Origin of the sequence: Pseudomonas sp. Sample_20, assembly GCF_004307585.1 — a bacterium.
GTDB classification, from domain to species: domain Bacteria; phylum Pseudomonadota; class Gammaproteobacteria; order Pseudomonadales; family Pseudomonadaceae; genus Aquipseudomonas; species Aquipseudomonas atacamensis.
Genome location: NZ_RCOA01000001.1, coordinates 1 through 22,834 on the forward strand (window position 1 = coordinate 1; position 22,834 = coordinate 22,834).

Sequence of the window (22,834 nt, forward strand, 5' to 3'; positions counted from 1 at the left end):
AACGCCGGCACCGAAGGCCCGGGCATGATCGAAGGCCGCGTTTCCGCTGGCGTCTTCGTCGGCAAGGGTTCGGACCTGGGCGGCGGTTGCTCGACCATGGGCACCCTGTCGGGCGGTGGCAACATCGTGATCAAGGTCGGCGAAGGCTGCCTGATCGGCGCCAACGCCGGTATCGGCATTCCGCTGGGCGACCGCAACACTGTGGAATCGGGCCTGTACGTCACCGCTGGCACCAAGGTTGCGCTGCTGGACGAGCACAACAATCTGGTCAAGGTTGTGAAGGCGCGCGAGCTGGCCGGTCAGACTGATCTGCTGTTCCGTCGCAACTCGGAAACCGGTGCTGTGGAATGCAAGACCCACAAATCGGCGATCGAACTGAACGAAGCGCTGCACGCTCACAACTAAGCGCTGTAGGCCTGTGGGAGCGAGTCTGCTCGCGAAACTTCTGGCGTCCTCAATGACGCTTTCGCGAGCAGGTTCGCTCCCACAAGGTTTGGCGTACACCCCGCCCAATTTCACAGGGCTGAACCCATGATGATCCCCTCCCCCTGGCGCGCCGATTTCCCGGCTATCGCCGCCCTGCAACGGCAAGACCAGACCTATCTGGACAGCGCCGCCACTACGCAAAAACCCCAGGCCCTGCTCGACGCACTGACGCATTACTACGCCAACGGCGCGGCCAATGTGCATCGTGCGCAACACCTGCCCGGTGCCCACGCGACGCAAGCGTTCGAAGACAGTCGGCGCAAGGTTGGCCAATGGCTGAATGCCGGTGACAGCGGGCAAATCATCTTCACCCACGGCGCCACCAGCGCGCTGAATCTGCTGGCTTATGGTCTGGAGCCTCTGTTTCAGCCGGGCGATGAGATCGTCATCAGCGCCCTGGAGCATCACGCCAACCTGCTGCCGTGGCAGCAACTGGCGCAACGTCGCAATCTGAAACTGGTGATCCTGCCGCTGGATGCCGACGGCCTGATCGACCTCGGCGCTGCCGTACACCTGATCGGCCCGCGCACGCGTTTGCTGGCAGTCAGTCAGCTGTCCAACGTCCTTGGTGCCTGGCAACCGCTGACCGCTTTGCTCGGCATGGCCAAGGCGCAGAACGCGCTGACGGTAGTCGATGGCGCGCAAGGCGTGGTGCACGGCCGGCATGACGTGCAGGCGCTGGGTTGCGACTTCTATGTGTTTTCCAGCCACAAGCTCTACGGCCCCGATGGCCTCGGCGTGCTGTTCGGGCGCAACGCTGCGCTGGAGCAATTGCAGCATTGGCAATTCGGCGGCGAGATGGTGCTTGACGCCAACTATCAGGATTCGCGCTTCCGCCCGGCGCCGTTGGGGTTCGAGGCGGGCACACCGCCGATCGCCAGTGTCATCGGCCTCGGCGCCACGCTGGATTATCTGGCTGGACTGGATCAGCAAGCCGTGTCTGCCCACGAAGCGGCGCTGCACGACTACCTGTTGCGCGGCCTCGCCGCCCGCAATGGCATTCGCCTGCTGGGCAAGCCGCAACTGGCGCTGGCCAGTTTTGTCGTCGAAGGCGTGCACAACGCTGATCTGGCGCATCTGCTTACCGAACAAGGCATCGCCGTGCGTGCGGGGCATCACTGCGCCATGCCGCTGATGAAAAGCTTCGAACTGGCCGGCGCGATTCGCGTGTCGCTGGCGCTGTATAACGACTCGGAAGATCTGGAGCGCTTTTTCGAGGCGCTGGATCAGGCCCTGGAGATGTTGCGATGAGCCTGCCGGTGGAGGCGGCCGAAGCGCTGCAGACGTTTCAGACTGCGGCGGGCTGGGAACAGCGGGCGCGGCTGCTGATGCAGTTCGGCGATCGCTTGCCGGTGCTGGATGACGCGCAAAAGTGCGAGGCCAACCGGGTGCATGGCTGTGAGAGTCAGGTGTGGCTGGTCGGGGATTTGCGCGACGGGCACTGGCAGTTCAAGGCAAGCAGCGATGCGCGGATGATTCGCGGGTTGGTGGCGTTGCTGCTGTTGCGGGTCAACGGCTTGTCGGCGGTGGAGTTGCAGCAGGTGGATCTGCCGGAGTGGTTCAATCAGTTGGGCTTGTCGCGGCAGTTGTCGCCTTCGCGCAGCAATGGCCTGAATGCGGTGCTCCAGCGGATGAATGAGTTGGCGCGCTAATCGCCTTCGCGAGCAGGCTCGCTCCCACAATGGAAATGCATTTCCCTGTGGGAGCGAGCCTGCTCGCGAAGAGGCCCTCATTAATACCCTCAGGCTTGAGGTTTGACCCGGTCCGCCGGGCGCCGAACACCAGCGACAATCTTGTCCACAGCCTTGGTCGCAGCGACCATGCCAAATGTCGCGGTAACCATCATCACCGCGCCAAACCCGCCGGCGCAGTCGAGCTTCACGCCGTCGCCGACAAAACTCTTCTGCAGACAAATGCTGCCGTCCGGTTTCGGGTAGCGCAGCTGTTCGGTGGAAAACACACACGGCACGCTGTAGTGGCGGGTCACGGTGCGGGAAAAGCCGTAGTCCCGGCGCAACGTCGAACGGACTTTCGAGGCCAGCGGATCGTTAAAGGTACGGTTCAAGTCGCAGACCTGAATCAGCGTCGGATCGATCTGCCCGCCCGCGCCGCCGGTGGTGATGATCTGGATCTTGCGGCGTTTGCACCAAGCGATCAGCGCCGCTTTGGCATTGACCGCATCGATGCAGTCGATCACGCAGTCGATGTTCGGCGTGATGTATTCGGCCATGGTGTCGCGGGTAACGAAATCGGCCACGGCGTGCACCGTGCAATCGGGGTTGATCCCGCGCAGGCGCTCGGCCATCACCTCGACCTTGGGTTTGCCGACGGTGCTGTCCAACGCGTGCAACTGGCGGTTGGCATTGCTGACGCAGACGTCGTCGAGGTCAAACAGCGAAATCTCGCCCACCCCGCAACGGGCCATGGCTTCTGCCGCCCAGGAACCGACGCCACCGACGCCGACGATCGCCACATGGGCGGCGCGCAAGCGTTCCAGGCCTTCGATGCCATACAAACGGGCGATGCCTGCAAACCGCGGATCTTCTGTACTCATGACCATTACCCCAAAAACCGGCGCGCATTATAGGGCTACGCAGCGACAAGTTTTAAGCTGCAAGCGACAAGTGTAAGAACTTAAGTCAGAGACGGCTGCCCAACGTCAGGCATTTTCCCGTCAGTTGTACGACTGGTTAACCGCCGGTGTAGGATGCGCGCCCCTCGGGCGTCTATCCGACCGATCCTTCGTTCCACAGCCTTTGGAACCCGAAACAGCTATGTCATCGCGTAAATTTGGACTCAACCTGGTGGTGGTGCTGGCCATCGCTGCCTTGTTCACCGGTTTCTGGGCGCTGGTCAATCGCCCGGTCACGGCGCCGAACTGGCCGCAGCAAATCTCCGGCTTCTCGTATTCGCCATTCCAGCAGGGGCAATTCCCACAGAAGGATCAGTATCCGTCTGACGACGAAATGCGCCGTGACCTGGAAATCATGAGCAAGCTGACCGACAACATTCGTATCTACTCGGTCGACGGCTCGCTTGGAGACATCCCGAAACTGGCTGAAGAATTCGGCCTGCGTGTCACCCTCGGCATCTGGATCAGCCCGGACCAGGAACGCAACGAACGGGAAATCACCAAAGCCATCGAACTGGCCAACACCTCCAGAAGCGTCGTGCGCGTGGTGGTCGGCAACGAGGCGCTGTTTCGTGAAGAAATCACCCCGGAAGCGCTGATCGTTCTGCTGGATCGGGTGCGCGCTGCGGTCAAAGTACCGGTGACCACCTCTGAGCAATGGCATATCTGGGAGAAATACCCGCAACTGGCCAGGCACGTTGACCTGATCGCCGCCCACGTCCTGCCCTACTGGGAATTCATTCCGGTGGACAAGGCCGGCCAGTTCGTCTTCGACCGCGCCCGCGATCTGAAAAAACTCTTTCCGAAAAAACCGCTGCTGCTCTCCGAGGTCGGCTGGCCGAGCAATGGTCGCATGCGCGGTGGCGCCGATGCCTCGCCGGCAGATCAGGCGATTTACCTGCGCACACTGGTCAACAAGCTCAATCGCCAAGGCTTCAACTACTTCGTGATCGAAGCGTTCGACCAGCCGTGGAAGGCCAGCGATGAAGGTTCGGTCGGCGCCTACTGGGGCGTGTTCAACGCCGCGCGCCAGCAGAAATTCAATTTCGAAGGCCCGGTGGTGGCGATTCCGCAATGGCGCGTGCTGGCCATCGGCTCGGTGGTGCTGGCGCTGCTGTCGCTGACCCTGCTGATGATCGACGGCTCGGCCCTGCGCCAGCGCGGTCGTACGTTCCTGACCTTTATCGCGTTCCTCTGCGGCTCGGTGCTGGTGTACATCGGTTACGACTACAGCCAGCAATACAGCACGTGGTTCAGCCTCACGGTCGGATTCCTCCTGGCGCTCGGTGCGCTCGGGGTATTCATCGTCCTGCTTACAGAGGCCCATGAACTGGCCGAAGCGGTGTGGATTCACAAGCGCCGGCGGGAATTCCTGCCGGTGCTGGGCGATTCTGATTACCGGCCGAAAGTGTCGATCCATGTGCCGTGCTACAACGAGCCGCCAGAGATGGTCAAACAGACCCTCGACGCCCTCGCCGCACTTGATTATCCGGACTTCGAAGTCCTGATCATCGACAACAACACCAAGGACTCGGCCGTCTGGGAACCGGTGCGCGATTACTGCGCAACCCTCGGCCCGCGCTTCAAGTTCTTCCACGTATCGCCGCTGGCCGGTTTCAAGGGCGGCGCGCTGAATTACCTGATTCCGCACACCGCCAAGGACGCCGAAGTGATCGCGGTGATCGACTCCGATTACTGCGTGCACCCGAACTGGCTCAAGCACATGGTGCCGCACTTCGCCGACCCGAAAATCGCCGTGGTGCAGTCGCCGCAGGATTATCGCGACCAGAACGAAAGCACCTTCAAGAAGCTGTGCTACGCCGAATACAAGGGCTTCTTCCACATCGGCATGGTCACCCGCAACGACCGTGACGCGATCATTCAGCACGGCACCATGACCATGACCCGCCGTTCCGTGCTGGAGGAATTGGGCTGGGCTGACTGGTGCATCTGTGAAGACGCCGAACTCGGCCTGCGCGTGTTCGAGAAAGGCCTGTCGGCGGCGTATTACCACGACAGCTACGGCAAGGGCCTGATGCCGGATACCTTCATCGACTTCAAGAAACAGCGTTTCCGTTGGGCGTATGGCGCGATCCAGATCATCAAGCGCCACACCCGCAGCCTGCTGCGCGGCAAGGACACCGAACTGACCCGTGGCCAGCGTTATCACTTCCTCGCCGGCTGGCTGCCGTGGGTCGCCGATGGCATGAACATCTTCTTCACCGTTGGCGCGCTGTTGTGGTCGGCGGCGATGATCATCGTGCCGCAACGGGTCGATCCGCCGTTGCTGATTTTCGCGATCCCGCCACTGGCGCTTTTCGTGTTCAAGGTCGGCAAGATCATCTTCCTTTATCGCCGCGCCGTCGGCGTGAATCTGAAAGATGCGTTCTGCGCGGCACTGGCCGGGCTGGCGTTGTCGCACACCATCGCCAAAGCGGTGCTGTACGGTTTCTTCACCAGCAGCATTCCGTTCTTCCGCACGCCGAAAAACGCTGACAACCACGGTTTCTGGGTGGCGATCAGCGAGGCTCGCGAGGAGCTGTTCATCATGCTGTTGCTGTGGGGCGCGGCGCTGGGGATCTTCCTGGTGCAGGGCATTCCGAGCAATGACATGCGCTTCTGGGTAACCATGCTGCTGGTGCAGTCGCTGCCGTATCTGGCGGCGCTGATCATGGCGTTCCTGTCGTCGCTGCCCAAACCTGCGGCCAAGGCTGAGCCGGCACCGGTCGTCTAAATCCGCAACGCAGCACTAAACGGCGGCCAATGGTCGCCGTTTTGCTTTAAGATAACCGCCATTTTGCGGGCGCGCTCCTATCCCTGTGGGAGCGAGCTTGCTCGCGAAGGCTTTGTAACATTCAACCCTTATGTTGCCTGTTACACCGCTTTCGCGAGCAAGCTCGCTCCCACATTGGCCTCGCTCAAATTCATGATCCGGAGTTTTCCATGACGGCCCACGCCGACCTATCGCCGACCCTTCAACTGGCCATCGACCTGATCCGCCGTCCTTCCGTGACCCCAATCGATGCCGACTGCCAGAAGCAGATGATGCAGCGCCTGGGCGATGCCGGTTTCACCCTGGAGCCGATGCGCATCGAAGATGTGGATAACTTCTGGGCCACTCATGGCAACAACGACGGCCCGGTGCTGTGCTTCGCCGGCCACACCGACGTGGTGCCGACCGGTCCGGTTACCGCATGGCAGATCGATCCGTTCAATGCCGTGATCGACGAACATGGCATGCTCTGCGGCCGTGGCGCGGCAGACATGAAAGGCAGCCTGGCATCGATGACAGTCGCCGCTGAACGCTTTGTCGCCGATTACCCGAATCACAAGGGCAAGGTCGCTTTCCTGATCACCAGCGACGAAGAAGGCCCGGCGCATCACGGCACCAAGGCTGTGGTCGAGCGTCTGGTCGCGCGCAAGGAGCGTCTGGACTGGTGCATCGTTGGCGAACCGTCGAGCACCACGCTGGTCGGCGATGTGGTAAAAAACGGCCGTCGCGGCTCCCTCGGTGCCAAGCTCACGGTCAAAGGCGTGCAGGGCCACGTGGCCTACCCGCATCTGGCGAAGAACCCGATCCACCTCGCCGCTCCGGCGCTGGCAGAGCTGGCCGCCGAGCACTGGGACCACGGCAACGATTTCTTCCCGCCGACCAGTTTCCAGATTTCCAACCTCAATTCCGGCACCGGCGCGACCAACGTGATCCCCGGTGATCTGGTGGCGGTGTTCAACTTCCGTTTCTCCACCGAATCAACCGTCGAAGGCCTGCAGAAACGCGTTGCCGACATCCTCGACAAGCATGGTCTGGACTGGCACATCGACTGGGCGCTGTCCGGCCTGCCATTCCTCACCGAACCGGGCGCGCTGCTCGATGCGGTATCGTCGAGCATCAAGGACATCACCGGTCGCGAGACCAAGGCGTCGACCAGCGGCGGCACCTCCGATGGCCGCTTCATCGCGACCATGGGCACGCAAGTGGTTGAACTGGGCCCGGTCAACGCGACCATCCACCAGGTCAACGAGCGCGTGCTGGCGGCGGATCTCGATGTGCTGACGGAAATCTATTACCAGACCCTGATCAAGTTGCTCGCCTGATGCTCGCGTGCCCGATCTGCAGTGAGCCGCTCAACGCGGTCGACAACGGCGTGGTCTGCCCCGCCGGGCATCGGTTTGACCGTGCGCGTCAGGGTTATCTGAACCTGTTGCCGGTGCAGCACAAGAACAGCCGCGACCCGGGCGACAATCAAGCGATGGTCGAGGCGCGGCGTGATTTCCTCAACGCCGGGCATTACGCGCCAGTGGCCAAGCGTCTGGCTGAATTGGCGGCGAGTTATGCGCCGGAGCGTTGGGTCGACATCGGTTGTGGCGAGGGTTACTACACCGCGCAAATCGCCGAAGCGTTGCCCAATGCGGATGGCTATGCACTGGACATTTCCCGCGAAGCGGTCAAACGCGCCTGCAAGCGCAATCCGGCAATTACCTGGTTGATTGCCAGCATGGCCCGCGTGCCATTGGCTTCAGGCAGTTGCCAGTTTCTCGCCAGCGTCTTCAGTCCGTTGGACTGGGAGGAAGCCAAGCGTCTGCTCAGCGTCGGCGGCGGCCTGATGAAGGTCGGCCCGACCCGCGGCCATCTGATGGAATTGCGCGAACGCCTGTACGACGAAGTGCGCGAATACACCGACGACAAGCACCTGGCCCTGGTGCCGGCAGGCATGGTTTTGGCGCACAGCGAAACCCTGGAATTCAAGCTGACCCTGGACAAGCCCGAGGACCGCGCCAACCTGTTGGCGATGACGCCTCACGGCTGGCGTGCCAGTGCCGAGCGTCGTGCGGCGGTGATCGAGCAGGCCGAGCCGTTCGAGACCACCGTGTCGATGCGCTACGATTATTTCGTTCTTCAATAACTTTTGGTCCCGGGCAAAGGCCCGGGGCCGGCTAAATCCGCGAATGGATTTTTCAGACCCGCAGTGAGGACATCCATGCGCCAACCGGACATCGAGATTTACCTGAAAGACGCCGACGTCGACCACAAGGCCATCGCCGCCTGGCTCGGCCAAGCGCTTGGCCCGTGCAGCGACTGGGTGCAGAAAGGCCAGACGTACAAGTGCAAGGCCGGCAACGTGCCGGTGACCTGGCTGCCGAAAGCCGTGGGCAAGTGGAACAGCCTGTTCCTGGAAAGCGACCAGACCCCCTGGGACGACGACATCGCCTGCGCCCGCGCAGCCTTTGCCGCACTGAACGTCGAGGTGCGCTGCGCACCGGGAACGTGGGTCGAAGAAGAAGGTGAAGAAACCGCCGATCGCTGGATTCGCATCAGCGAAGACGGAGAAGAAGAGATCACCTGGAAGACCGCTTAGCGGCAGCTACAAGCTTCAAGCTTCAAGCTGAACTGCTTGCAGCTTGAGGCTTGAGGCTTGCAGCTGCTTTTACAGGCCTACAACGTCTTCCGCCTGCAACCCCTTCTCGCCGGTGATCACCGCGTACTCGACCTGTTGACCTTCGGTCAGCGAGCGGTGCCCTTCGCCGCGTATCGCGCGGTAGTGCACAAACACGTCCACGCCGTCGTCGCGCTGGATAAAGCCGTAGCCTTTGGCGTCGTTGAACCACTTCACGTTGCCGGTTTCGCGTGTTGCCATCTGTTCATACTCCTTTTTTATTATTGAACGGGCTTTTCGCAGGAAAGCCTTCGAGGAACGTCAGCCTGCGTCCGACGTCCATGACAGGGCACCGGCAACAGAGCGCCGAGTATATGACAGGTGAAGAAACTCTCAACAGGAGATTACTTCGGCGCTTTTTTGCCGATTTTCGCCTAATACGGCAAACTGTCCGCCCCGAGCGCCTGCTCGGTTTTATTCACTCACGCAGAAGCCGTATGACCCGTTCCCCGTTCCGCCGTCTTGTGTTTGGCACCCTGCGCCGCCTGTTGTATCTCTGGGTTCGCTCCGAGACCATCAATCAGTCGTCGTTCACCCTCAACCTCGACCGCAGTCGTCCGGTGTTCTACGTCCTGCAAAACCCCTCGCTGACCGATCTGGCGGTGGTCGACACCGAGTGCACCAAGGCCGGCCTGCCCCGCCCGGTGCTGGCGGTGTCGGTGGGTTCACTCATCGAACCAGCGGCGTTTTTCTATTTGACGCCGGACCCGGACTGGCTCGGTCGCCAGGACAAACGCGGCGCGCCGCCGACCCTCACCCGTCTGGTCAGCGCGCTGACTCAGAATGCTGCCGAAGACGCGCAGATCATTCCGGTCAGCGTGTTCTGGGGCCAGTCCCCGGACAGCGAAAACAGTCCGTGGAAACTGTTGTTCGCCGACAGCTGGGCAGTCACCGGACGTCTGCGCCGGCTGCTGAGCATCATCGTCCTCGGGCGTAAAACCCGCGTGCAGTTCTCCGCGCCGATTCACCTGCGCGAACTGATCGATCACAACAAGGGCCACGAGCGCACCGTGCGCATGGCCCAGCGCATCCTGCGCGTGCACTTCCGCAATCTGAAAGCAGCGGTGATCGGCCCGGACATTTCCCACCGGCGCAATCTGGTCAAAGGCCTGCTCAACCAGCCGCTGGTCAAACAGGCGATCCTCGACGAAGCCGAGCGCGAAAAAATCTCCCCGGAGAAAGCCAAGGCCCAGGCCCTGCGCTACGGCAACGAGATCGCCTCGGACTACACCTACACAGCGATCCGTTTTCTCGAAGTGGTGCTGAGCTGGTTCTGGAACAAGATCTACGACGGCATCAAGGTCAACCACATCGAGGGCGTGCAGAACGTTGCGCAGGGTCACGAAGTGATCTACGTGCCGTGCCATCGCAGCCACATCGATTACCTGCTGCTTTCCTATCTGCTGTTCCGCAACGGCCTGACCCCGCCGCACATTGCTGCCGGGATCAACCTGAACATGCCGGTGATCGGCAGCCTGCTGCGTCGCGGCGGTGCGTTCTTCATGCGCCGCACATTCAAGGGCAATCCGCTGTACACCTCGGTGTTCAACGAATATCTGCACACGCTGTTCACCAAAGGTTTCCCGGTCGAGTATTTCGTCGAGGGCGGGCGCTCGCGCACCGGGCGCATGCTGCAACCGAAAACCGGCATGCTCGCGATCACCCTGCGCAGTTTCCTGCGTTCGTCGCGGATGCCGATCGTCTTCGTGCCGGTGTACATCGGATACGAGCGCGTGCTCGAAGGCCGCACCTACCTCGGCGAACTGCGTGGGGCGAGCAAGAAAAAAGAATCGATCTTCGACATTTTCAAAGTGATCGGCGCGCTCAAGCAGCGCTTTGGCCAAGTCGCGGTGAACTTCGGCGAGCCGATCAAACTGGCGGAATTCCTCGACGCCGAGCAACCGGACTGGCGCCAGCAGGAGCTCGGCCCGCAGTTCAAACCGGCGTGGCTCAACGAAACCACCAACCGCCTCGGCGAGAAAGTCGCCCGGCACCTCAACGAAGCGGCGGCGATCAATCCGGTGAATCTGGTGGCGTTGGCTCTGCTGTCGACCACGCGTCTGGCCTTGGATGATCGCGCCATGGCGCGGGTGCTTGACTTGTATCTGGCGCTGCTGCGCAAGGTCCCGTATTCGCCACACACCACCTTGCCGGAAGGCGATGGCCGGGCGCTGATCGAGCATGTGAAAGACATGGATCTGCTCGCCGAGCAGAACGATGCGCTGGGCAAGATTCTGTATCTGGACGAGCAGAACGCAGTCCTGATGACTTACTACCGCAACAACGTCCTGCACATTTTCGCTCTGCCGTCGTTGCTGGCGAGTTTCTTCCAGAGCACCTCGCGCATGAGCCGCGAGCAGATCCTGCGCTACACCCGCGCGCTGTATCCGTACCTGCAATCGGAATTGTTCATCCGCTGGAGCCTGGACGAACTCGACGCGGTGATCGATCAGTGGCTGGAAGCCTTCGTCGAGCAGGGCCTGCTGCGTTTCGAGAAGGACGTTTACCTGCGCCCGGCACCGAGTTCGCGGCATTTCGTGCTGCTGACACTACTGTCGAAAAGCATCGCGCAGACCTTGCAGCGGTTCTACATGACCGTATCTTTGCTGCTCAACAGCGGCCAGAACAGCATCAGCGCCGAAGAGCTGGAAGATCTGTGCACAGTGATGGCCCAGCGTCTGTCGATCCTCCATGGCCTGAACGCCCCAGAGTTTTTCGACAAGAGTCTGTTCCGCCACTTCATCCAGACCCTGCTCGACCTCGACGTCCTGCGCCGCGACGAAGCCGGCAAGCTCAGCTACCACGAACTGCTCGGCGAGCTGGCCGAAGGCGCGGCCAAGCGCGTGTTGCCGGCGGAGATTCGCCTGTCGATCCGCCAGGTCGCGCTGCACCGCAGTGAAGATGCGGCGGATCAGATTACGCCACAGCCTGAGGCTTGAAGCCTTACCCCTGTGGGAGCGAGCCTGCTCGCGAAGACGGAGTGTCAGTCGCCATTTAGTTTGACTGAACCAGCGCTTTCGCGAGCAGGCTCGCTCCCACATTGAAAGGAGATTCACCCATGAAAAAACTGCTGACCCTCGCCGTCGCCACCCTGCTCAGCGCCTGCCAATCAACCACCCCCGCCGGCAAGGCCAGCCTCGACGGCGAAGTCTTCTACCTGCAACGCATCGCCCTGCCCCCGAGCGCGACTCTGAGCGTGAGCCTGCAAGATGTGTCGCTGGCCGATGCACCGGCCATCGTCCTCGCTGAACAGAACGGCCCGATCAAAGGCCAGGTGCCGCTGCCGTTTCATTTGAGCTACGATCCGGCGCAGGTCAAATCCGGCCACCGTTACTCGGTCAGCGCACGTATTGAAGTCAACGGCGAGTTGATGTTCATCACCACCGAAAACCATGCCGTGCAGCTCGACGGCAACGACCCGCAGCCGCTGAAAATCCGCGTCGACGCCGTTCGTTAATCCATTTTTCGCCACAAGGAAGCCGCCATGCGCCGCCCTACCCTTCGCTTCGCCGCCGCCTGCGCCGGTCTGCTGATCTCCGCCAACGCCTTGGCCTTGTCGCTCAACGACCTGTCGCAACAAGACGCCACCGGCGGCCTCAAGGACGCCCTGACCCAAGGCGCCCAGATCGCCGTGAAACAACTCGGCACCCCGGGCGGCTTCAGCAACAACCCCGAAGTGAAAATCGAACTGCCAGGCAAACTCGGCAAAGCCGCAAGCAAGATGAAAGCCTTCGGCATGGGCGCCCAGGTCGAAGAACTGGAAACCGCGATGAACAAAGCCGCCGAATCCGCCGTGACCCAGGCCCAGCCAATCCTAGTCGATGCAGTAAAGAAAATGAGCGTGGCCGACGCCAAAGGCATCCTCAGCGGCGGCAACGATTCGGCGACCCAATACCTGAACAAATCCAGCCGCGAACAGATCCGCGCGAAATTCCTGCCCATCGTCAAGCAAGCCACCGACAAGGTCGGCGTCGCGCAGAAATACAACGCCTTTGCAGGTCAAGCTGCGGCTTTCGGTGTCGTCGACGCCAAGAGCGCCAACGTTGAAAGCTACGTCACCGAACAGGCACTCAACGGTTTGTTTGAAATGATCGGCAAGCAGGAAGAAACAATTCGTCAGAACCCGGCCGCTGCGGCGACGAGTCTGGCGAAGAAGGTGTTTGGTACGTTGTAATTTCCGAACCACAAAAAAAGCCCGCTCAACTTCCTCGGTTCAGCGGTTTTTTTTGCGCATCCGCTTTGTGGATCGACCGGACCGAGGACACGATTCACCGCAGTTCAGCAAGGGAAATCCTCTGCCGATGCGCAGTCATAGCGGGAAGTCGGGCTGATTACCAGAGCAACGTCGGCTTGAGATACCGAGTCAGTATCCGCAAAAGAAACAGATCAAAAGCCCCTCACCCTAGCCCTCTCCCGGAGGGAGAGGGGACTGACCGAGGTGTTCAGGCGAAATACGCCGACTTGCGATACCGAGTCGAATGCAGATTTTGGAACGCCCAAAATCGGCTCCCTCTCCCTCGGGAGAGGGCTGGGGTGAGGGGCAGCAACAACACAAATCAAAAGCCGAACACCCACGCTTTTCACCACTCAATAGGCCGAGTGTCAGCTCGCCTGCTCTTGATCTTGATCCACCGGCGACGTCGGAAGGCTGAGTGGAGGGACTGATCCGGCGTGGGAGCGCAGCGACCGTCTGGCGCAGCCAGACACAGCGCAAGGAAGTGCAGCGAAGGAACGCGAGCCTGCGAGGGACGGACGCAGGAGCAAGCCTTTTCGGTTACCTTTTTGCTGGGCCGGCACTCCGGCGTTTGAAAAAGGTGACGGCGTAAGAGCGGAACCGTAATCAGCAACACCCACAGCAACGGATATACACCCAAAACCCCACGTCATGGTCGGCCCGAAGGCCGCCACGACACAAAAACCTCAAGCCTCCTTACGCACCCTGAACCAGGCCGCATACAACGCCGGCAAAAACAACAGCGTCAGCGCCGTGGCCACAATCAGCCCGCCCATGATCGCCACCGCCATCGGCCCGAAAAACACACTGCGCGACAGCGGAATCATCGCCAGCACCGCCGCCAGCGCCGTCAACACAATCGGCCGGAACCGCCGCACCGTAGCCTCGATAATCGCCTGCCAAGGCTTAAGCCCCGAAGCAATATCCTGCTCGATCTGATCGACCAGAATCACCGAATTGCGCATGATCATCCCGGACAATGCGATGGTCCCGAGCATCGCCACAAACCCGAACGGCTGCCGGAACACCATCAGAAACAACGTCACCCCGATCAAGCCCAACGGCGCCGTCAGAAACACCATCGCCGTGCGCGAGAAACTGCGCAACTGCACCATCAGCAAGGTCAACACCACGACAATGAACATCGGCACCCCGGCATTCACCGACTTCTGCCCGCGCTCGGAATCCTCCACCGTGCCGCCGACATCCAGCAGATAACCATCGGGCAACTCAGCGCGAATCGGGTCCAGCGTCGGCATGATCTGTTTGACCAGCGTCGCCGGTTGTTCCTTGCCATAAATGTCCGCGCGTACGGTCACGTTTGGCAGGCGGTTGCGGTGCCAGATGATGCCTTCCTCGAAGCCGTATTCCAGCGTGGCAATCTGCGACAACGCCACACTGCGACCGTTATCGGTCGGCACCGCCAGGCTCGGCAACAACGACAATTCAGTGCGCTCGTGCACGGTGCCGCGCAGCAGAATCTCGATCAATTCGTTGTCTTCGCGGTACTGGCTGACCGTCGAGCCGACCAGCGAACTCTGCAGGAATTTCGCCAGATTGGCGGTGCTCACACCGAGGGCGCGGGCGCGATCCTGGTCGATATTCAGGTAGACAACTTTGCTTGGCTCCTCCCAGTCCAGATGCACGTTGACCACATGCGGATTCTCGCGAACCTTTGCCGCCACCTTGCGCGCCAACGCACGGACTTCTTCGATGTGCTCGCCCGTGACGCGGAACTGCACCGGATAGCCAACCGGCGGGCCATTTTCCAAACGAGTGACCCGCGAACGCAGGGCCGGGAACTGTTCGTTGAGGGTTTCGATCAACCAGCTGCGCAGCGCTTCACGCTCTTCGATGGTTTTTGCCAACACCACGAACTGGGCAAAACTCGCCGCCGGCAGTTGCTGATCCAGCGGCAGATAAAAGCGTGGCGAACCGGTGCCGACATAGGCCACATAATTGTCGATGCCAGCGTGCTCCTTGAGCAGCGCTTCGAGGCGTTTGACTTCACTGGTGGTGTTGGCCAGCGAAACGCCTTCGGCCAGTTTCAGGTCGACCATCAACTCCAGCCGGTTCGAAGCCGGGAAGAACTGCTGCGGGACGAAACGGAACAGCATCACCGAGGCAATGAACAGGCCCACAGTCAGCACGATCACAGTCTTGCGATGGGCCACGCACCACTCCACCAGACGCCGGACGCGCTGATAAAACGGCGTAGCATACGGATCCGGTTGACCATCGCCAGTGCCGTGTTTTGCCACGTGAATTTTCGCCAGATCCGGCAGGAGTTTTTCCCCCAGATACGGCACGAACATCACCGCCGCGACCCATGAGGCGAGCAAGGCAATGGTCACCACCTGGAAAATCGAGCGGGTGTATTCGCCGGTGCCGGACTGCGCAGTGGCAATCGGCAGGAAGCCGGCGGCGGTGATCAGCGTGCCGGTAAGCATCGGGAATGCGGTGCTGGTCCAGGCATAACTCGCCGCGCGAATGCGGTCGAAGCCCTGCTCCATTTTGATCGCCATCATTTCCACGGCGATGATCGCGTCGTCCACCAGCAGACCCAGCGCCAGCACCAGCGCACCGAGGGAAATCTTGTGCAGACCGATGCCGAGGTAATACATGCAAGCGAAGGTCATCGCCAGCACCAGCGGAATGGTCAGCGCGACGACCATGCCGGTGCGCACACCGAGGGAAAAGAAGCTCACCAGCAAGACGATCGCCAACGCCTCGACCAACACCTGGACGAACTCGCCGACGCCGGTTTTTACCGCTGCCGGCTGATCGGACACCTTGCGCAACTGCATGCCGGCCGGGAGGTTTTTCTGGATCCGCGAGAACTCGCCCTCCAGTGCCTTGCCCAGCACCAGAATGTCGCCGCCGTCCTTCATCGCCACGGCCAGACCGATCGCGTCGTCGCCCATGAAACGCATGCGCGGCGCCGGTGGGTCGCTGAAACCGCGACGCACATTGGCGATATCGGCGATGCGGAACGTACGATCGGCGACGCGGATCGGAAAGTTCTTTATCTCATCGACTGTCTGAAAATTCCCCGAGACGCGTAGCTGCAAGCGCTCGCTGCCGGTTTCGAAGAACCCCGCCGTGGATACCGCGTTCTGTTCCTCCAGCGCCTGCTGCACCGCCGCCAGCGGCAAGCCCAGAGTGGCGAGCTTGACGTTGGACAGCTCGACCCAGATTTTCTCGTCCTGCAACCCAAGCAGTTCGACCTTGCCGACGTCCTTGACCCGCTGCAGCTGGATCTGGATGCGGTCGGCGTAATCCTTGAGCACGGCGTAGTCGAAACCGTCGCCGGTCAACGCATAGATATTGCCGAAGGTGGTGCCGAACTCATCGTTGAAGAACGGCCCCTGAATTCCCGGCGGCAAAGTCTGGCGAATGTCGCCGACCTTCTTGCGCAACTGGTACCAGAGATCAGGGATCTGCTTGGAGTGCATCGAGTCGCGGGCGATGAAGGTGACCTGGGATTCACCGGGGCGGGAGAACGACATGATGCGTTCGTACTCGCCGGTTTCCATCAGCTTCTTTTCGATACGTTCAGTGACCTGGCGCGAGACCTCCTGCGCGGTCGCACCGGGCCAGCGGGTCTGAATGACCATCGCCTTGAACGTGAACGGCGGGTCTTCACTCTGGCCGAGTTTGGTGTAGGACAACGCGCCGACAACGGCGAGCAAAAGCATCAGGAACAGTACGATCTGGCGATTACGCAACGCCCATTCGGAGAGGTTGAAGCGCATCGGGGCTTACTCCTTGTTCGCCAGATTGACCACACGATTGGAGCGATCCACTGGTCGCACCTGCTGGCCGTCGAGCAATACGTGAACGCCGGCAGCCACCACCCAGTCGCTGGCATTCAGGCCTTCGAGCACCGCCACGCTTTTCTCGCCGAACGGACCGACCCGCACCGGGGTTTTCTTCAACGTGTTGTTGCCGTTGACCACCCAGACGTAAGTCGCGCCGTTTTCAGCGGTCAGCGCGGAAAGCGGTATCGACAGCGAGACACTGTCAGCCGATTGCACGAACACCCGGGCGCTCTGCCCCAGTTCAGCCGGCACTTTGCCGCTGGTGAACGAGATACGCGCGGCAAAAGTGCGTGAGCGCGGGTCGGCGGACGGCGACAACTCGCGGATCTGCCCGGCGAAGCGTTGATTCTGCTGCGCCCACAATTCCACGGTCACTGGCTGACCGACCTTGAAGCGGCCGAAGCTTTGCTCCGGCAGGCTGATCAACACTTCGCGCTCACCATCGGTGGCGAGGGTGAACACGGTTTGCCCGGCAGCGACCACCTGCCCGACTTCCACCGAACGCTTGGCCACCACGCCATCCTGTGGCGCACGCAGCACCGCGTAACTGGCCTGGTTGGTCGAAACGTTGAATTCAGCTTTGATTTGTTTAAGGCGGGCTTCGCCGGAACGATATAGATTTTCGGCGTTGTCGTAGGCCGAGCGGCTGACCATCTGCCGATCCATCAGGGTTTTGTAGCGATCGCGCTCGGCGCGCACCAGGTTCAGATTGGCCTCGGCGGCGGCGACCTGCGCGCGGGTGGCTTCCAGTTGCAGGCGCACATCCTGCGGATCGAGTTCGGCCAAGGGCTGATCGGCCTTGACGCGCTGGCCTTCGTCGACCAGTCGTCGGCTGACTTTGCCGCCGATGCGGAATGCCAGATCAGGCTCATAGCGGGCGCGAACCTCGCCCGGATAACTTTCCATCGCCTGCGCCGAAGGCTCGGGCTGTACCACCATGGCCGGTCGCACGGTGACCTTGGTCACCTCTTCCTGACCGCACGCCGATAACAGGAACGCCAGACTGACTGGCACGGCAAAGGACAACGCATGGCGGAACATGGTGACGGACCTTTCGCGAATGAGGCTTGGAATATTTATACTGGCGGGTATGGTATTAATAGCAAACTCACCAGTCCAGTATTAAAAGCGAAGAATGTCGAACAATCTTTCAGCTCCAAACGGCCCGGGCCGCCCCAAGGATCTGGCCAAACGCCAGGCGATCCTGGATGCGGCGAAAACCCTGTTTCTTTGCCATGGCTACGCCAACACCAGCATGGACGCGGTGGCCAGCGAGGCGGGCGTGTCGAAGCTGACGGTCTACAGCCATTTCAACGACAAGGAGACGCTGTTCTCCGCCGCCGTCGTCGCGAAATGCGAGGAACAATTGCCGCCGCTGTTCTTCGAATTGCCGGACGGCATCGCGGTGGAAAATGTATTGCTGAACATTGCCCGAGGCTTCCACCAACTGATCAACAGCGATGAATCGGTGAACCTGCACCGCCTGATCATGGCGCTGGGCAGTCAGGATCCGAAGCTGTCGCTGATCTTCTTCGAGGCCGGCCCAGAGCGCGTGGTCAACGGCATGGAAGGTCTGCTGGCGAAAATCCATGCAACCGGCGCGCTGAGCATCGACCAGCCACGCAACGCCGCCGAGCATTTCTTCTGCCTGATCAAAGGGGCGGGAAATTTTCGTTTGTTGTACGGCTGCGGCGAGCCGCTGACCGGAGAGGCAGCGGAGCGGCATGTGCGGGAGGTGGTGGGGTTGTTTATGAGGGCGTACAAACCCTGACAGTTTTGCGGTGCTTGTGCAGACCGCTTCGCGAGCAGGCTCGCTCCCACACTGGAATGCATTTCAACTGTGGGAGCGAGCCTGCTCGCGAATGGGGCGACGCAGTCTCAGGGCTTCAGCGCTTTTTTCGGATAAATGTCATACCGGCTCGATTTGCCATCCAGCGCATGGCTCGGTTTCGGCCCTTCGATGCACGGCGCCTTGCGCGGGCGTTTGACTACCACCCGGTGCGTGGCCAGCGCCAGCGCGGCTTCAAGCAGGGCCGGGGCATCCGGATCATCACCGACCAGCGGGCGGAACAGGCGCATTTCCTTTTTCACCAGCGCGGTTTTCTCGCGATGCGGGAACATCGGGTCGAGGTAGATCACCTGCGGCGGCTCCCCTTCCCAACTGCGCATCACTTCGATGGAATTGCCCTTGAGCAATTTCATCCGCGCCACGATCGGCGCTACATCGAAATCTTCTGCCGCCCGGGCCAGGCCGTCCTCAAGCAGTGCGCCGATCAGCGGCTGACGCTCGATCAGGCTCATTTCACAACCGAGACTGGCCAGCACAAACGCGTCCTTGCCCAGCCCCGCCGTGGCATCGAGGACGCGCGGACGCACGCCTTGGGCGATGCCGACCGCTTTAGCGATCATCTGCCCGCTGCCGCCGCCATACAAACGACGATGCGCCGCGCCGCCTTCGACGAAGTCGACCCGCACCGGCCCAGGCGCATCCGGGCCGAGCTGCTGCAACTGCAAACCCTGCTCGCCGACCTGCAAGGCGAACTCACCGTGCGCCTCGCCGAGCGGCAGGCCGAGACGTTCGGCCCAGTGCTCGGCTTGCGCTTGAAACGTCGGGGCGAGGGCCTGGACATGGATGCGGCAGGCCGCAGGTGACTCGATCATGAAAAAACGCTCAAAAAAGTTAAGGATCGACAAAAACCGCCGATAAACCATTCAACGCGCATTTTGCCAGAGCTGAGCGTCAACCGAAAAAAATGTCAGGCATTCTTCCCACATCGATTGGCTACGTTTCGCCCCATGGCGACTTCAGCCGTCATAACACTCAAGCACTGAGCGGCGTCAGTCACCTGTGGCAGGATTTCTTTGCCCAGGCCCTGGCCGAACAGACGAGTGAAGTGGTGCCTGCCTGTGGCACGTTTCCACCGGTTGACCTGAACAGCCCGGAAGAACCGACCGTTGGCAGCGAGTTGCACGCGCATATCGTCAGCCAGCGCGAGTGCGATGTGGTAGAGACCCAGGTTCGCCCGCCAGAGCCACTGTTCCTGCCGATCGCCGAGTTCGAAATGGAGCTGCTGGACAAGCCGTTCCCACCGTTCCCGCCAGAAGAACTCAAGGCTCAGCAAGAGCAACAGGATTTCGACAGCAGCTGGGTACGCCCGATTGTGATCAACAATGGCCAGCCAGTGCCGGAGCCAGGCCCTGCTCCGCAGAAACGTCCGCTGTACCTGCCGATTGCCGAGTTCGACCTGGACTTGCTGCAGAAGCCTTACCCGCCGTTCCCGCCGGAAGAGATCGTCGAACAGCAGAAGGCCCTGGACTTCGATAATGGCTGGGCTCGCCCGATCGTTCTGCAGAACCTGCGCCTCGCCGCCTGATTCTCAGCGACACACGCTCCAGCGCCCGACATCGACATGAAAGTGATTGCGATGAGCGGCGTTGTAGTCCGGACTCAACACCACACTGAATGACTCACAGGCGCCGTCACGCAGCTGGCGCAGAAACTCTGCGTCCTGATTCTGCTTGGGCCAATCCTTGAGCACGCTGATCGTGCGCCCGTCAGCCAGGCGGAAACCGGCAATGTCCAGCGCGTCGGCACTCGCATGTCGGCTGAGAGCGCCGCTCTCACGGTTGTAGACATTGCGACAGGCAAAGCTGCCGAGGTGATCGACCCGCGCGATTTTCTGGCCGTAAACCGATTGCGCCGCCGGTTGCAGGGTGTGGTGTTCAAACATTGCGTAGGCGATCGCCAGCGGGCAACTGGCGATGAAACTGCTGCTCAGCGCCACTTCACCGCCCTGCACCCGCAGAGCACCGATCAGCGGACACTTGGCGCCCGGGCTGTCGGCCTGCGGACTGACGCGCAGATCCGAGCTGCTCAATGCCTGTGCGCAAAGCTCGGAATCACTGCGCAGGCGCATGAGTTTGTAACCGGTCAGCCAGTTGGGCGCGGCTTTTATGTCCAATGGCGCCCACGGGTTCCACTGCGGCGGCACGTCCAGCCAGCCACGCCAGACACTCACCGCGCCACCAGCGATCGCGAGCAACACCCCCCAGAACAGCCAACGTCCCATGCTCAGTCCTTGAAGAGTTGATTGGCCTTGGCATACGGCATCGACTGTGACGTGAAGCCAAAGGTGCCAAATTGCTGGATTTCTTCAGCCGCTCGGAAGAACTCGCCGAACGCCGCCAGCGCCAGTGCCGAGCCGGTGCTGATGCGGCGTACGCCCAGTTCCTCGAGCTGTTGCACGGTCAGCTTCAAACCGCCAGACATCAACACATTGACCGGTTTCGGCGCCACCGCTTGCACCACTGCGCGCACTTCTTCGGCGCTGCGTAAACCCGGTGCATAGAGCACGTCGGCACCCGCTTCGGCAAATGCCTGCAAACGGCGAATGGTGTCGTCGAGATCGGGATTACCGTGCAGGTAATTTTCGGCGCGAGCCGTAAGAATGAAGGGAAACGGCAGCGTGCGTACCGCCGCGACAGCAGCTTCAATCCGTGCGACGGCGTGTTCGAAGCAATAGATCGGCGCGTCCGGACGTCCCGTAGCGTCCTCGATCGACCCGCCCACCGCGCCCGCTTCGGCGGCACGGAGAAGACTCTGCGCGGACTCGAGCGGATCATCGGCAAAGCCGTTTTCCAAGTCCACCGCCACCGGCAGATCCGTCGCCGCGACAATCGCCCGGACATTGGCCAGGGTCTCGTCGAGACTCAACGCGCCATCAGCTTTGCCCTGAGAAAACGCGTAACCGGCGCTGGTGGTGGCCAAGGCCTGATAGCCAAGACTGGCGAGCATCTTCGCCGAGCCGGCATCCCACGGATTGGGGATGACGAAGATCCCCTGGCGATCATGCAGGGCCTTGAAGGCTTGGGCTTTAAGGAGTTGCTGTTGACTGACTTGGACGTTCATCGACGGGCTCCCGGACAGAAAAAACCCGCCTCAGAGCAAGCCAAGCTGCTCGGCGGCGGGTTCTCTGTATAGCTCAGGCAGCGCGGGCAAGCCAGGCAAACGTTGCATCAGTTGTGCGTGAAAACGTTGCGCCAGTTTCGCTGCCAACAGGTTGTCGGCGGTATGCAGAAAGACGTAGGGCGTGCGGCCCTCTTCGATCCATTCAGCGACTTTCGCCACCCACGGCACAAGAAACGCATCGTTTGCCTCAAGCTCGGGATGGCCGATGAAACGCACCTGCGGAAACTGCGTGAACGCCGCCGGACGCGTCGGTACACGCGGTTTTTTTGACTGCGCGTGGATCACCGAGGACTCGGTCGACAAGCAGCTGAACAGCGCGCGCGGGTCGAGACAGATGCGCTCGACACCGCGATCCAGCAACAGACGATTGAGCAGACGTTCGCTCTCGCCCTTGGCGAAGAACTGTTCATTGCGCACCTCGACCGCAAGCGGGCAATCCAGCGCATCGATAAACGCCGCGAGCTCCGGCAGACGCTGCGGCGTGAAGCTTTTCGACAGTTGCAGCCACAGCGGCGAAACACGTTCGCCTAACGGCTTGAGTAATTGCAGGAAAGTTTCGGCAGCGGTCAATTGCTCGCGCAAGTCGCCGCTGTGGCTGATGTCGCCGGGGAATTTGGCAGTGAAGCGAAAGTGCGCCGGCATGATCTCGGCCCAGCGCTGCACAGTGGCTGGCGACGGGCTGGCGTAGAAGGTGGTGTTGCCTTCGACGGCGTTGAACACCTGGCAGTAGAGAGCGAGAAAGTCGGAGGTTTTTGCGTCTACCGGATACAGATACTCGCGCCAGGCATTTTCGCTCCAGGACGGGCAACCGAGGTAGTAAGGCAGATCCATCAGATATACAGATCGAGGCCCAGCACGTCTGCGTCCCAATCGACAAAACCGGCGGTGCTCAGGTAGCTGGCCAGAGCCATGGCTACGCTCTTCTTCATCGCGCGGTGGTAAATCATGTCTTGTTGACGGGCAGGCAGGTTGCTCAGGCGTTGCGCGGTGGCTTGAGCGGCACGGGCGGCCATCTGCTCTTCGCTCGGGAATTCCAGCTCGCCGTCGATGATGTCGACGGATTCATCCAGCGCCGCATTGCCTTTACGCGGCTTGCGCTTGATGGGGTAGGACTGAGTGGAAACGCCGTCTATACGCATAATGTCATGCTCGGTATCAATGATGGCAATTTAGCGGCACTTGACCGACTTAGCAAACCGCCGAGTGATAACTAGAACACATAAAGCGCAAAAGGTTTTAAGCGAGGGGGCAGAAACT

General features: G+C 61.0%; 21 protein-coding genes. 12 read left to right on the top strand and 9 right to left on the bottom strand.

Features of this window, described 5'->3' with window-relative positions:
* From D8U70_RS00005 to D8U70_RS00015, 3 genes are all read left to right on the top strand, one after another.
* On the top strand, positions 1 to 405 hold a 405-nt coding region (locus D8U70_RS00005; RefSeq protein ID WP_277751260.1), incomplete at its 5' end, for a DapH/DapD/GlmU-related protein.
* Positions 406 to 531: 126 nt separating this feature from the next.
* Entirely contained in the window at positions 532 to 1,737 is a 1,206-nt protein-coding gene (locus D8U70_RS00010; RefSeq protein ID WP_130887777.1) for a cysteine desulfurase, read from the top strand.
* Positions 1,734 to 2,138 (top strand): SufE family protein, encoded by a 405-nt coding sequence (locus D8U70_RS00015; protein WP_110645890.1) that lies wholly within the window; start codon positions 1,734 to 1,736, stop codon positions 2,136 to 2,138. Before D8U70_RS00010 ends, D8U70_RS00015 begins: the two co-directional genes overlap by 4 nt.
* 89 nt (positions 2,139 to 2,227) lie before the next feature.
* Here D8U70_RS00015 and tcdA read toward each other — a convergent pair whose 3' ends face one another.
* Positions 2,228 to 3,046, bottom strand: a complete 819-nt coding sequence (gene tcdA, locus D8U70_RS00020) for a tRNA cyclic N6-threonylcarbamoyladenosine(37) synthase TcdA (RefSeq protein WP_039762445.1) — start codon at positions 3,044 to 3,046, stop codon at positions 2,228 to 2,230.
* 214 nt (positions 3,047 to 3,260) lie between these two features.
* Between tcdA and D8U70_RS00025 the strand changes: the two genes are divergently transcribed.
* The 4 genes from D8U70_RS00025 to D8U70_RS00045 all read left to right on the top strand — a co-directional run bounded on the left by D8U70_RS00025 (position 3,261) and on the right by D8U70_RS00045 (position 8,475).
* Complete coding sequence (locus D8U70_RS00025; RefSeq protein WP_130928058.1) at positions 3,261 to 5,852, top strand: glycosyltransferase; 2,592 nt, start codon at positions 3,261 to 3,263, stop codon at positions 5,850 to 5,852.
* 209 nt (positions 5,853 to 6,061) lie between these two features.
* On the top strand, positions 6,062 to 7,213 hold the full coding sequence (dapE, locus tag D8U70_RS00035) for a succinyl-diaminopimelate desuccinylase (RefSeq protein WP_071174532.1): 1,152 nt from the start codon (positions 6,062 to 6,064) through the stop codon (positions 7,211 to 7,213).
* Positions 7,213 to 8,022: a putative RNA methyltransferase gene (locus D8U70_RS00040; RefSeq protein WP_130928059.1), complete on the top strand. Its 810-nt coding sequence runs from the start codon at positions 7,213 to 7,215 to the stop codon at positions 8,020 to 8,022. Before dapE ends, D8U70_RS00040 begins: the two co-directional genes overlap by 1 nt.
* Before the next feature lie 75 nt (positions 8,023 to 8,097).
* Complete coding sequence (locus tag D8U70_RS00045) at positions 8,098 to 8,475, top strand: hypothetical protein (RefSeq protein ID WP_016771488.1); 378 nt, start codon at positions 8,098 to 8,100, stop codon at positions 8,473 to 8,475.
* Positions 8,476 to 8,544: 69 nt separating this feature from the next.
* Here the strand turns inward: D8U70_RS00045 and D8U70_RS00050 are convergent, their stop codons facing one another.
* Positions 8,545 to 8,754 carry a cold-shock protein gene (locus D8U70_RS00050; RefSeq protein ID WP_016771489.1) on the bottom strand — a complete coding sequence of 70 codons (210 nt, stop codon included), beginning with the start codon at positions 8,752 to 8,754 and terminating at the stop codon, positions 8,545 to 8,547.
* A gap of 236 nt (positions 8,755 to 8,990) precedes the next feature.
* Between D8U70_RS00050 and plsB the strand changes: the two genes are divergently transcribed.
* The 3 genes from plsB (at position 8,991) to D8U70_RS00065 (ending at position 12,727) form a co-directional block, all read left to right on the top strand.
* Positions 8,991 to 11,492 carry a glycerol-3-phosphate 1-O-acyltransferase PlsB gene (gene plsB, locus D8U70_RS00055; RefSeq protein WP_122610711.1) on the top strand — a complete coding sequence of 834 codons (2,502 nt, stop codon included), beginning with the start codon at positions 8,991 to 8,993 and terminating at the stop codon, positions 11,490 to 11,492.
* 119 nt (positions 11,493 to 11,611) lie between these two features.
* Positions 11,612 to 12,010, top strand: coding sequence for a YbaY family lipoprotein (locus D8U70_RS00060; RefSeq protein WP_073476084.1), 399 nt, complete (start codon positions 11,612 to 11,614; stop codon positions 12,008 to 12,010).
* A gap of 27 nt (positions 12,011 to 12,037) precedes the next feature.
* Positions 12,038 to 12,727, top strand: a complete 690-nt coding sequence (locus tag D8U70_RS00065; RefSeq protein ID WP_016771492.1) for a DUF4197 domain-containing protein — start codon at positions 12,038 to 12,040, stop codon at positions 12,725 to 12,727.
* A 746-nt stretch (positions 12,728 to 13,473) separates the two neighbouring features.
* Here the strand turns inward: D8U70_RS00065 and D8U70_RS00075 are convergent.
* Together D8U70_RS00075 and D8U70_RS00080 are read right to left on the bottom strand one after the other, a co-directional pair.
* The gene (locus D8U70_RS00075) at positions 13,474 to 16,542 is read right to left on the bottom strand and encodes an efflux RND transporter permease subunit (RefSeq protein WP_130928061.1); all 3,069 of its coding nucleotides are present in this window, start codon (positions 16,540 to 16,542) and stop codon (positions 13,474 to 13,476) included.
* A 6-nt stretch (positions 16,543 to 16,548) separates the two neighbouring features.
* Positions 16,549 to 17,649 (bottom strand): efflux RND transporter periplasmic adaptor subunit, encoded by a 1,101-nt coding sequence (locus tag D8U70_RS00080; RefSeq protein ID WP_041478148.1) that lies wholly within the window; start codon positions 17,647 to 17,649, stop codon positions 16,549 to 16,551.
* Between the two features lie 94 nt (positions 17,650 to 17,743).
* Between D8U70_RS00080 and D8U70_RS00085 the strand changes: the two genes are divergently transcribed.
* The gene (locus D8U70_RS00085) at positions 17,744 to 18,379 is read left to right on the top strand and encodes a TetR/AcrR family transcriptional regulator (protein WP_024011757.1); all 636 of its coding nucleotides are present in this window, start codon (positions 17,744 to 17,746) and stop codon (positions 18,377 to 18,379) included.
* Between the two features lie 107 nt (positions 18,380 to 18,486).
* Here D8U70_RS00085 and D8U70_RS00090 read toward each other — a convergent pair whose 3' ends face one another.
* On the bottom strand, positions 18,487 to 19,266 hold the full coding sequence (locus D8U70_RS00090; protein ID WP_177433926.1) for a class I SAM-dependent methyltransferase: 780 nt from the start codon (positions 19,264 to 19,266) through the stop codon (positions 18,487 to 18,489).
* 95 nt (positions 19,267 to 19,361) lie between these two features.
* Between D8U70_RS00090 and D8U70_RS00095 the strand changes: the two genes are divergently transcribed.
* A complete protein-coding gene (locus D8U70_RS00095) occupies positions 19,362 to 19,982 on the top strand; it encodes a hypothetical protein (RefSeq protein WP_056783179.1) in 621 nt (206 codons plus the stop codon).
* Between the two features lie 3 nt (positions 19,983 to 19,985).
* Here the strand turns inward: D8U70_RS00095 and D8U70_RS00100 are convergent, their stop codons facing one another.
* Genes D8U70_RS00100 through D8U70_RS00115 form a run of 4 tightly spaced genes read right to left on the bottom strand, consistent with a single transcriptional unit; the run spans position 19,986 to position 22,716 of the window.
* Positions 19,986 to 20,678, bottom strand: coding sequence for an extensin family protein (locus tag D8U70_RS00100; RefSeq protein WP_130928062.1), 693 nt, complete (start codon positions 20,676 to 20,678; stop codon positions 19,986 to 19,988).
* A 2-nt stretch (positions 20,679 to 20,680) separates the two neighbouring features.
* Positions 20,681 to 21,517 carry an isocitrate lyase/phosphoenolpyruvate mutase family protein gene (locus D8U70_RS00105; protein ID WP_071174523.1) on the bottom strand — a complete coding sequence of 279 codons (837 nt, stop codon included), beginning with the start codon at positions 21,515 to 21,517 and terminating at the stop codon, positions 20,681 to 20,683.
* A gap of 30 nt (positions 21,518 to 21,547) precedes the next feature.
* Positions 21,548 to 22,408, bottom strand: coding sequence for a DUF72 domain-containing protein (locus tag D8U70_RS00110; protein ID WP_024011753.1), 861 nt, complete (start codon positions 22,406 to 22,408; stop codon positions 21,548 to 21,550).
* Positions 22,408 to 22,716, bottom strand: a complete 309-nt coding sequence (locus D8U70_RS00115) for a hypothetical protein (RefSeq protein WP_042606956.1) — start codon at positions 22,714 to 22,716, stop codon at positions 22,408 to 22,410. The genes D8U70_RS00110 and D8U70_RS00115 overlap by 1 nt, the downstream gene beginning before the upstream one ends.
* Positions 22,717 to 22,834 lie beyond the last annotated feature (118 nt).

Bases quoted from the DNA above. Each gene is read 5' to 3' on its own strand.
- D8U70_RS00010 (WP_130887777.1), top strand. From the start codon at position 532: ATGATGATCCCCTCCCCCTGGCGCGCCGATTTCCCGGCTATCGCCGCC.
- D8U70_RS00015 (WP_110645890.1), top strand. From the start codon at position 1,734: ATGAGCCTGCCGGTGGAGGCGGCCGAAGCGCTGCAGACGTTTCAGACT.
- tcdA (WP_039762445.1), bottom strand. From the start codon at position 3,046: ATGGTCATGAGTACAGAAGATCCGCGGTTTGCAGGCATCGCCCGTTTG.
- D8U70_RS00025 (WP_130928058.1), top strand. From the start codon at position 3,261: ATGTCATCGCGTAAATTTGGACTCAACCTGGTGGTGGTGCTGGCCATC.
- dapE (WP_071174532.1), top strand. From the start codon at position 6,062: ATGACGGCCCACGCCGACCTATCGCCGACCCTTCAACTGGCCATCGAC.
- D8U70_RS00040 (WP_130928059.1), top strand. From the start codon at position 7,213: ATGCTCGCGTGCCCGATCTGCAGTGAGCCGCTCAACGCGGTCGACAAC.
- D8U70_RS00045 (WP_016771488.1), top strand. From the start codon at position 8,098: ATGCGCCAACCGGACATCGAGATTTACCTGAAAGACGCCGACGTCGAC.
- D8U70_RS00050 (WP_016771489.1), bottom strand. From the start codon at position 8,754: ATGGCAACACGCGAAACCGGCAACGTGAAGTGGTTCAACGACGCCAAA.
- plsB (WP_122610711.1), top strand. From the start codon at position 8,991: ATGACCCGTTCCCCGTTCCGCCGTCTTGTGTTTGGCACCCTGCGCCGC.
- D8U70_RS00060 (WP_073476084.1), top strand. From the start codon at position 11,612: ATGAAAAAACTGCTGACCCTCGCCGTCGCCACCCTGCTCAGCGCCTGC.
- D8U70_RS00065 (WP_016771492.1), top strand. From the start codon at position 12,038: ATGCGCCGCCCTACCCTTCGCTTCGCCGCCGCCTGCGCCGGTCTGCTG.
- D8U70_RS00075 (WP_130928061.1), bottom strand. From the start codon at position 16,542: ATGCGCTTCAACCTCTCCGAATGGGCGTTGCGTAATCGCCAGATCGTA.
- D8U70_RS00080 (WP_041478148.1), bottom strand. From the start codon at position 17,649: ATGTTCCGCCATGCGTTGTCCTTTGCCGTGCCAGTCAGTCTGGCGTTC.
- D8U70_RS00085 (WP_024011757.1), top strand. From the start codon at position 17,744: ATGTCGAACAATCTTTCAGCTCCAAACGGCCCGGGCCGCCCCAAGGAT.
- D8U70_RS00095 (WP_056783179.1), top strand. From the start codon at position 19,362: ATGTCAGGCATTCTTCCCACATCGATTGGCTACGTTTCGCCCCATGGC.
- D8U70_RS00100 (WP_130928062.1), bottom strand. From the start codon at position 20,678: ATGGGACGTTGGCTGTTCTGGGGGGTGTTGCTCGCGATCGCTGGTGGC.
- D8U70_RS00105 (WP_071174523.1), bottom strand. From the start codon at position 21,517: ATGAACGTCCAAGTCAGTCAACAGCAACTCCTTAAAGCCCAAGCCTTC.
- D8U70_RS00110 (WP_024011753.1), bottom strand. From the start codon at position 22,408: ATGGATCTGCCTTACTACCTCGGTTGCCCGTCCTGGAGCGAAAATGCC.
- D8U70_RS00115 (WP_042606956.1), bottom strand. From the start codon at position 22,716: ATGCGTATAGACGGCGTTTCCACTCAGTCCTACCCCATCAAGCGCAAG.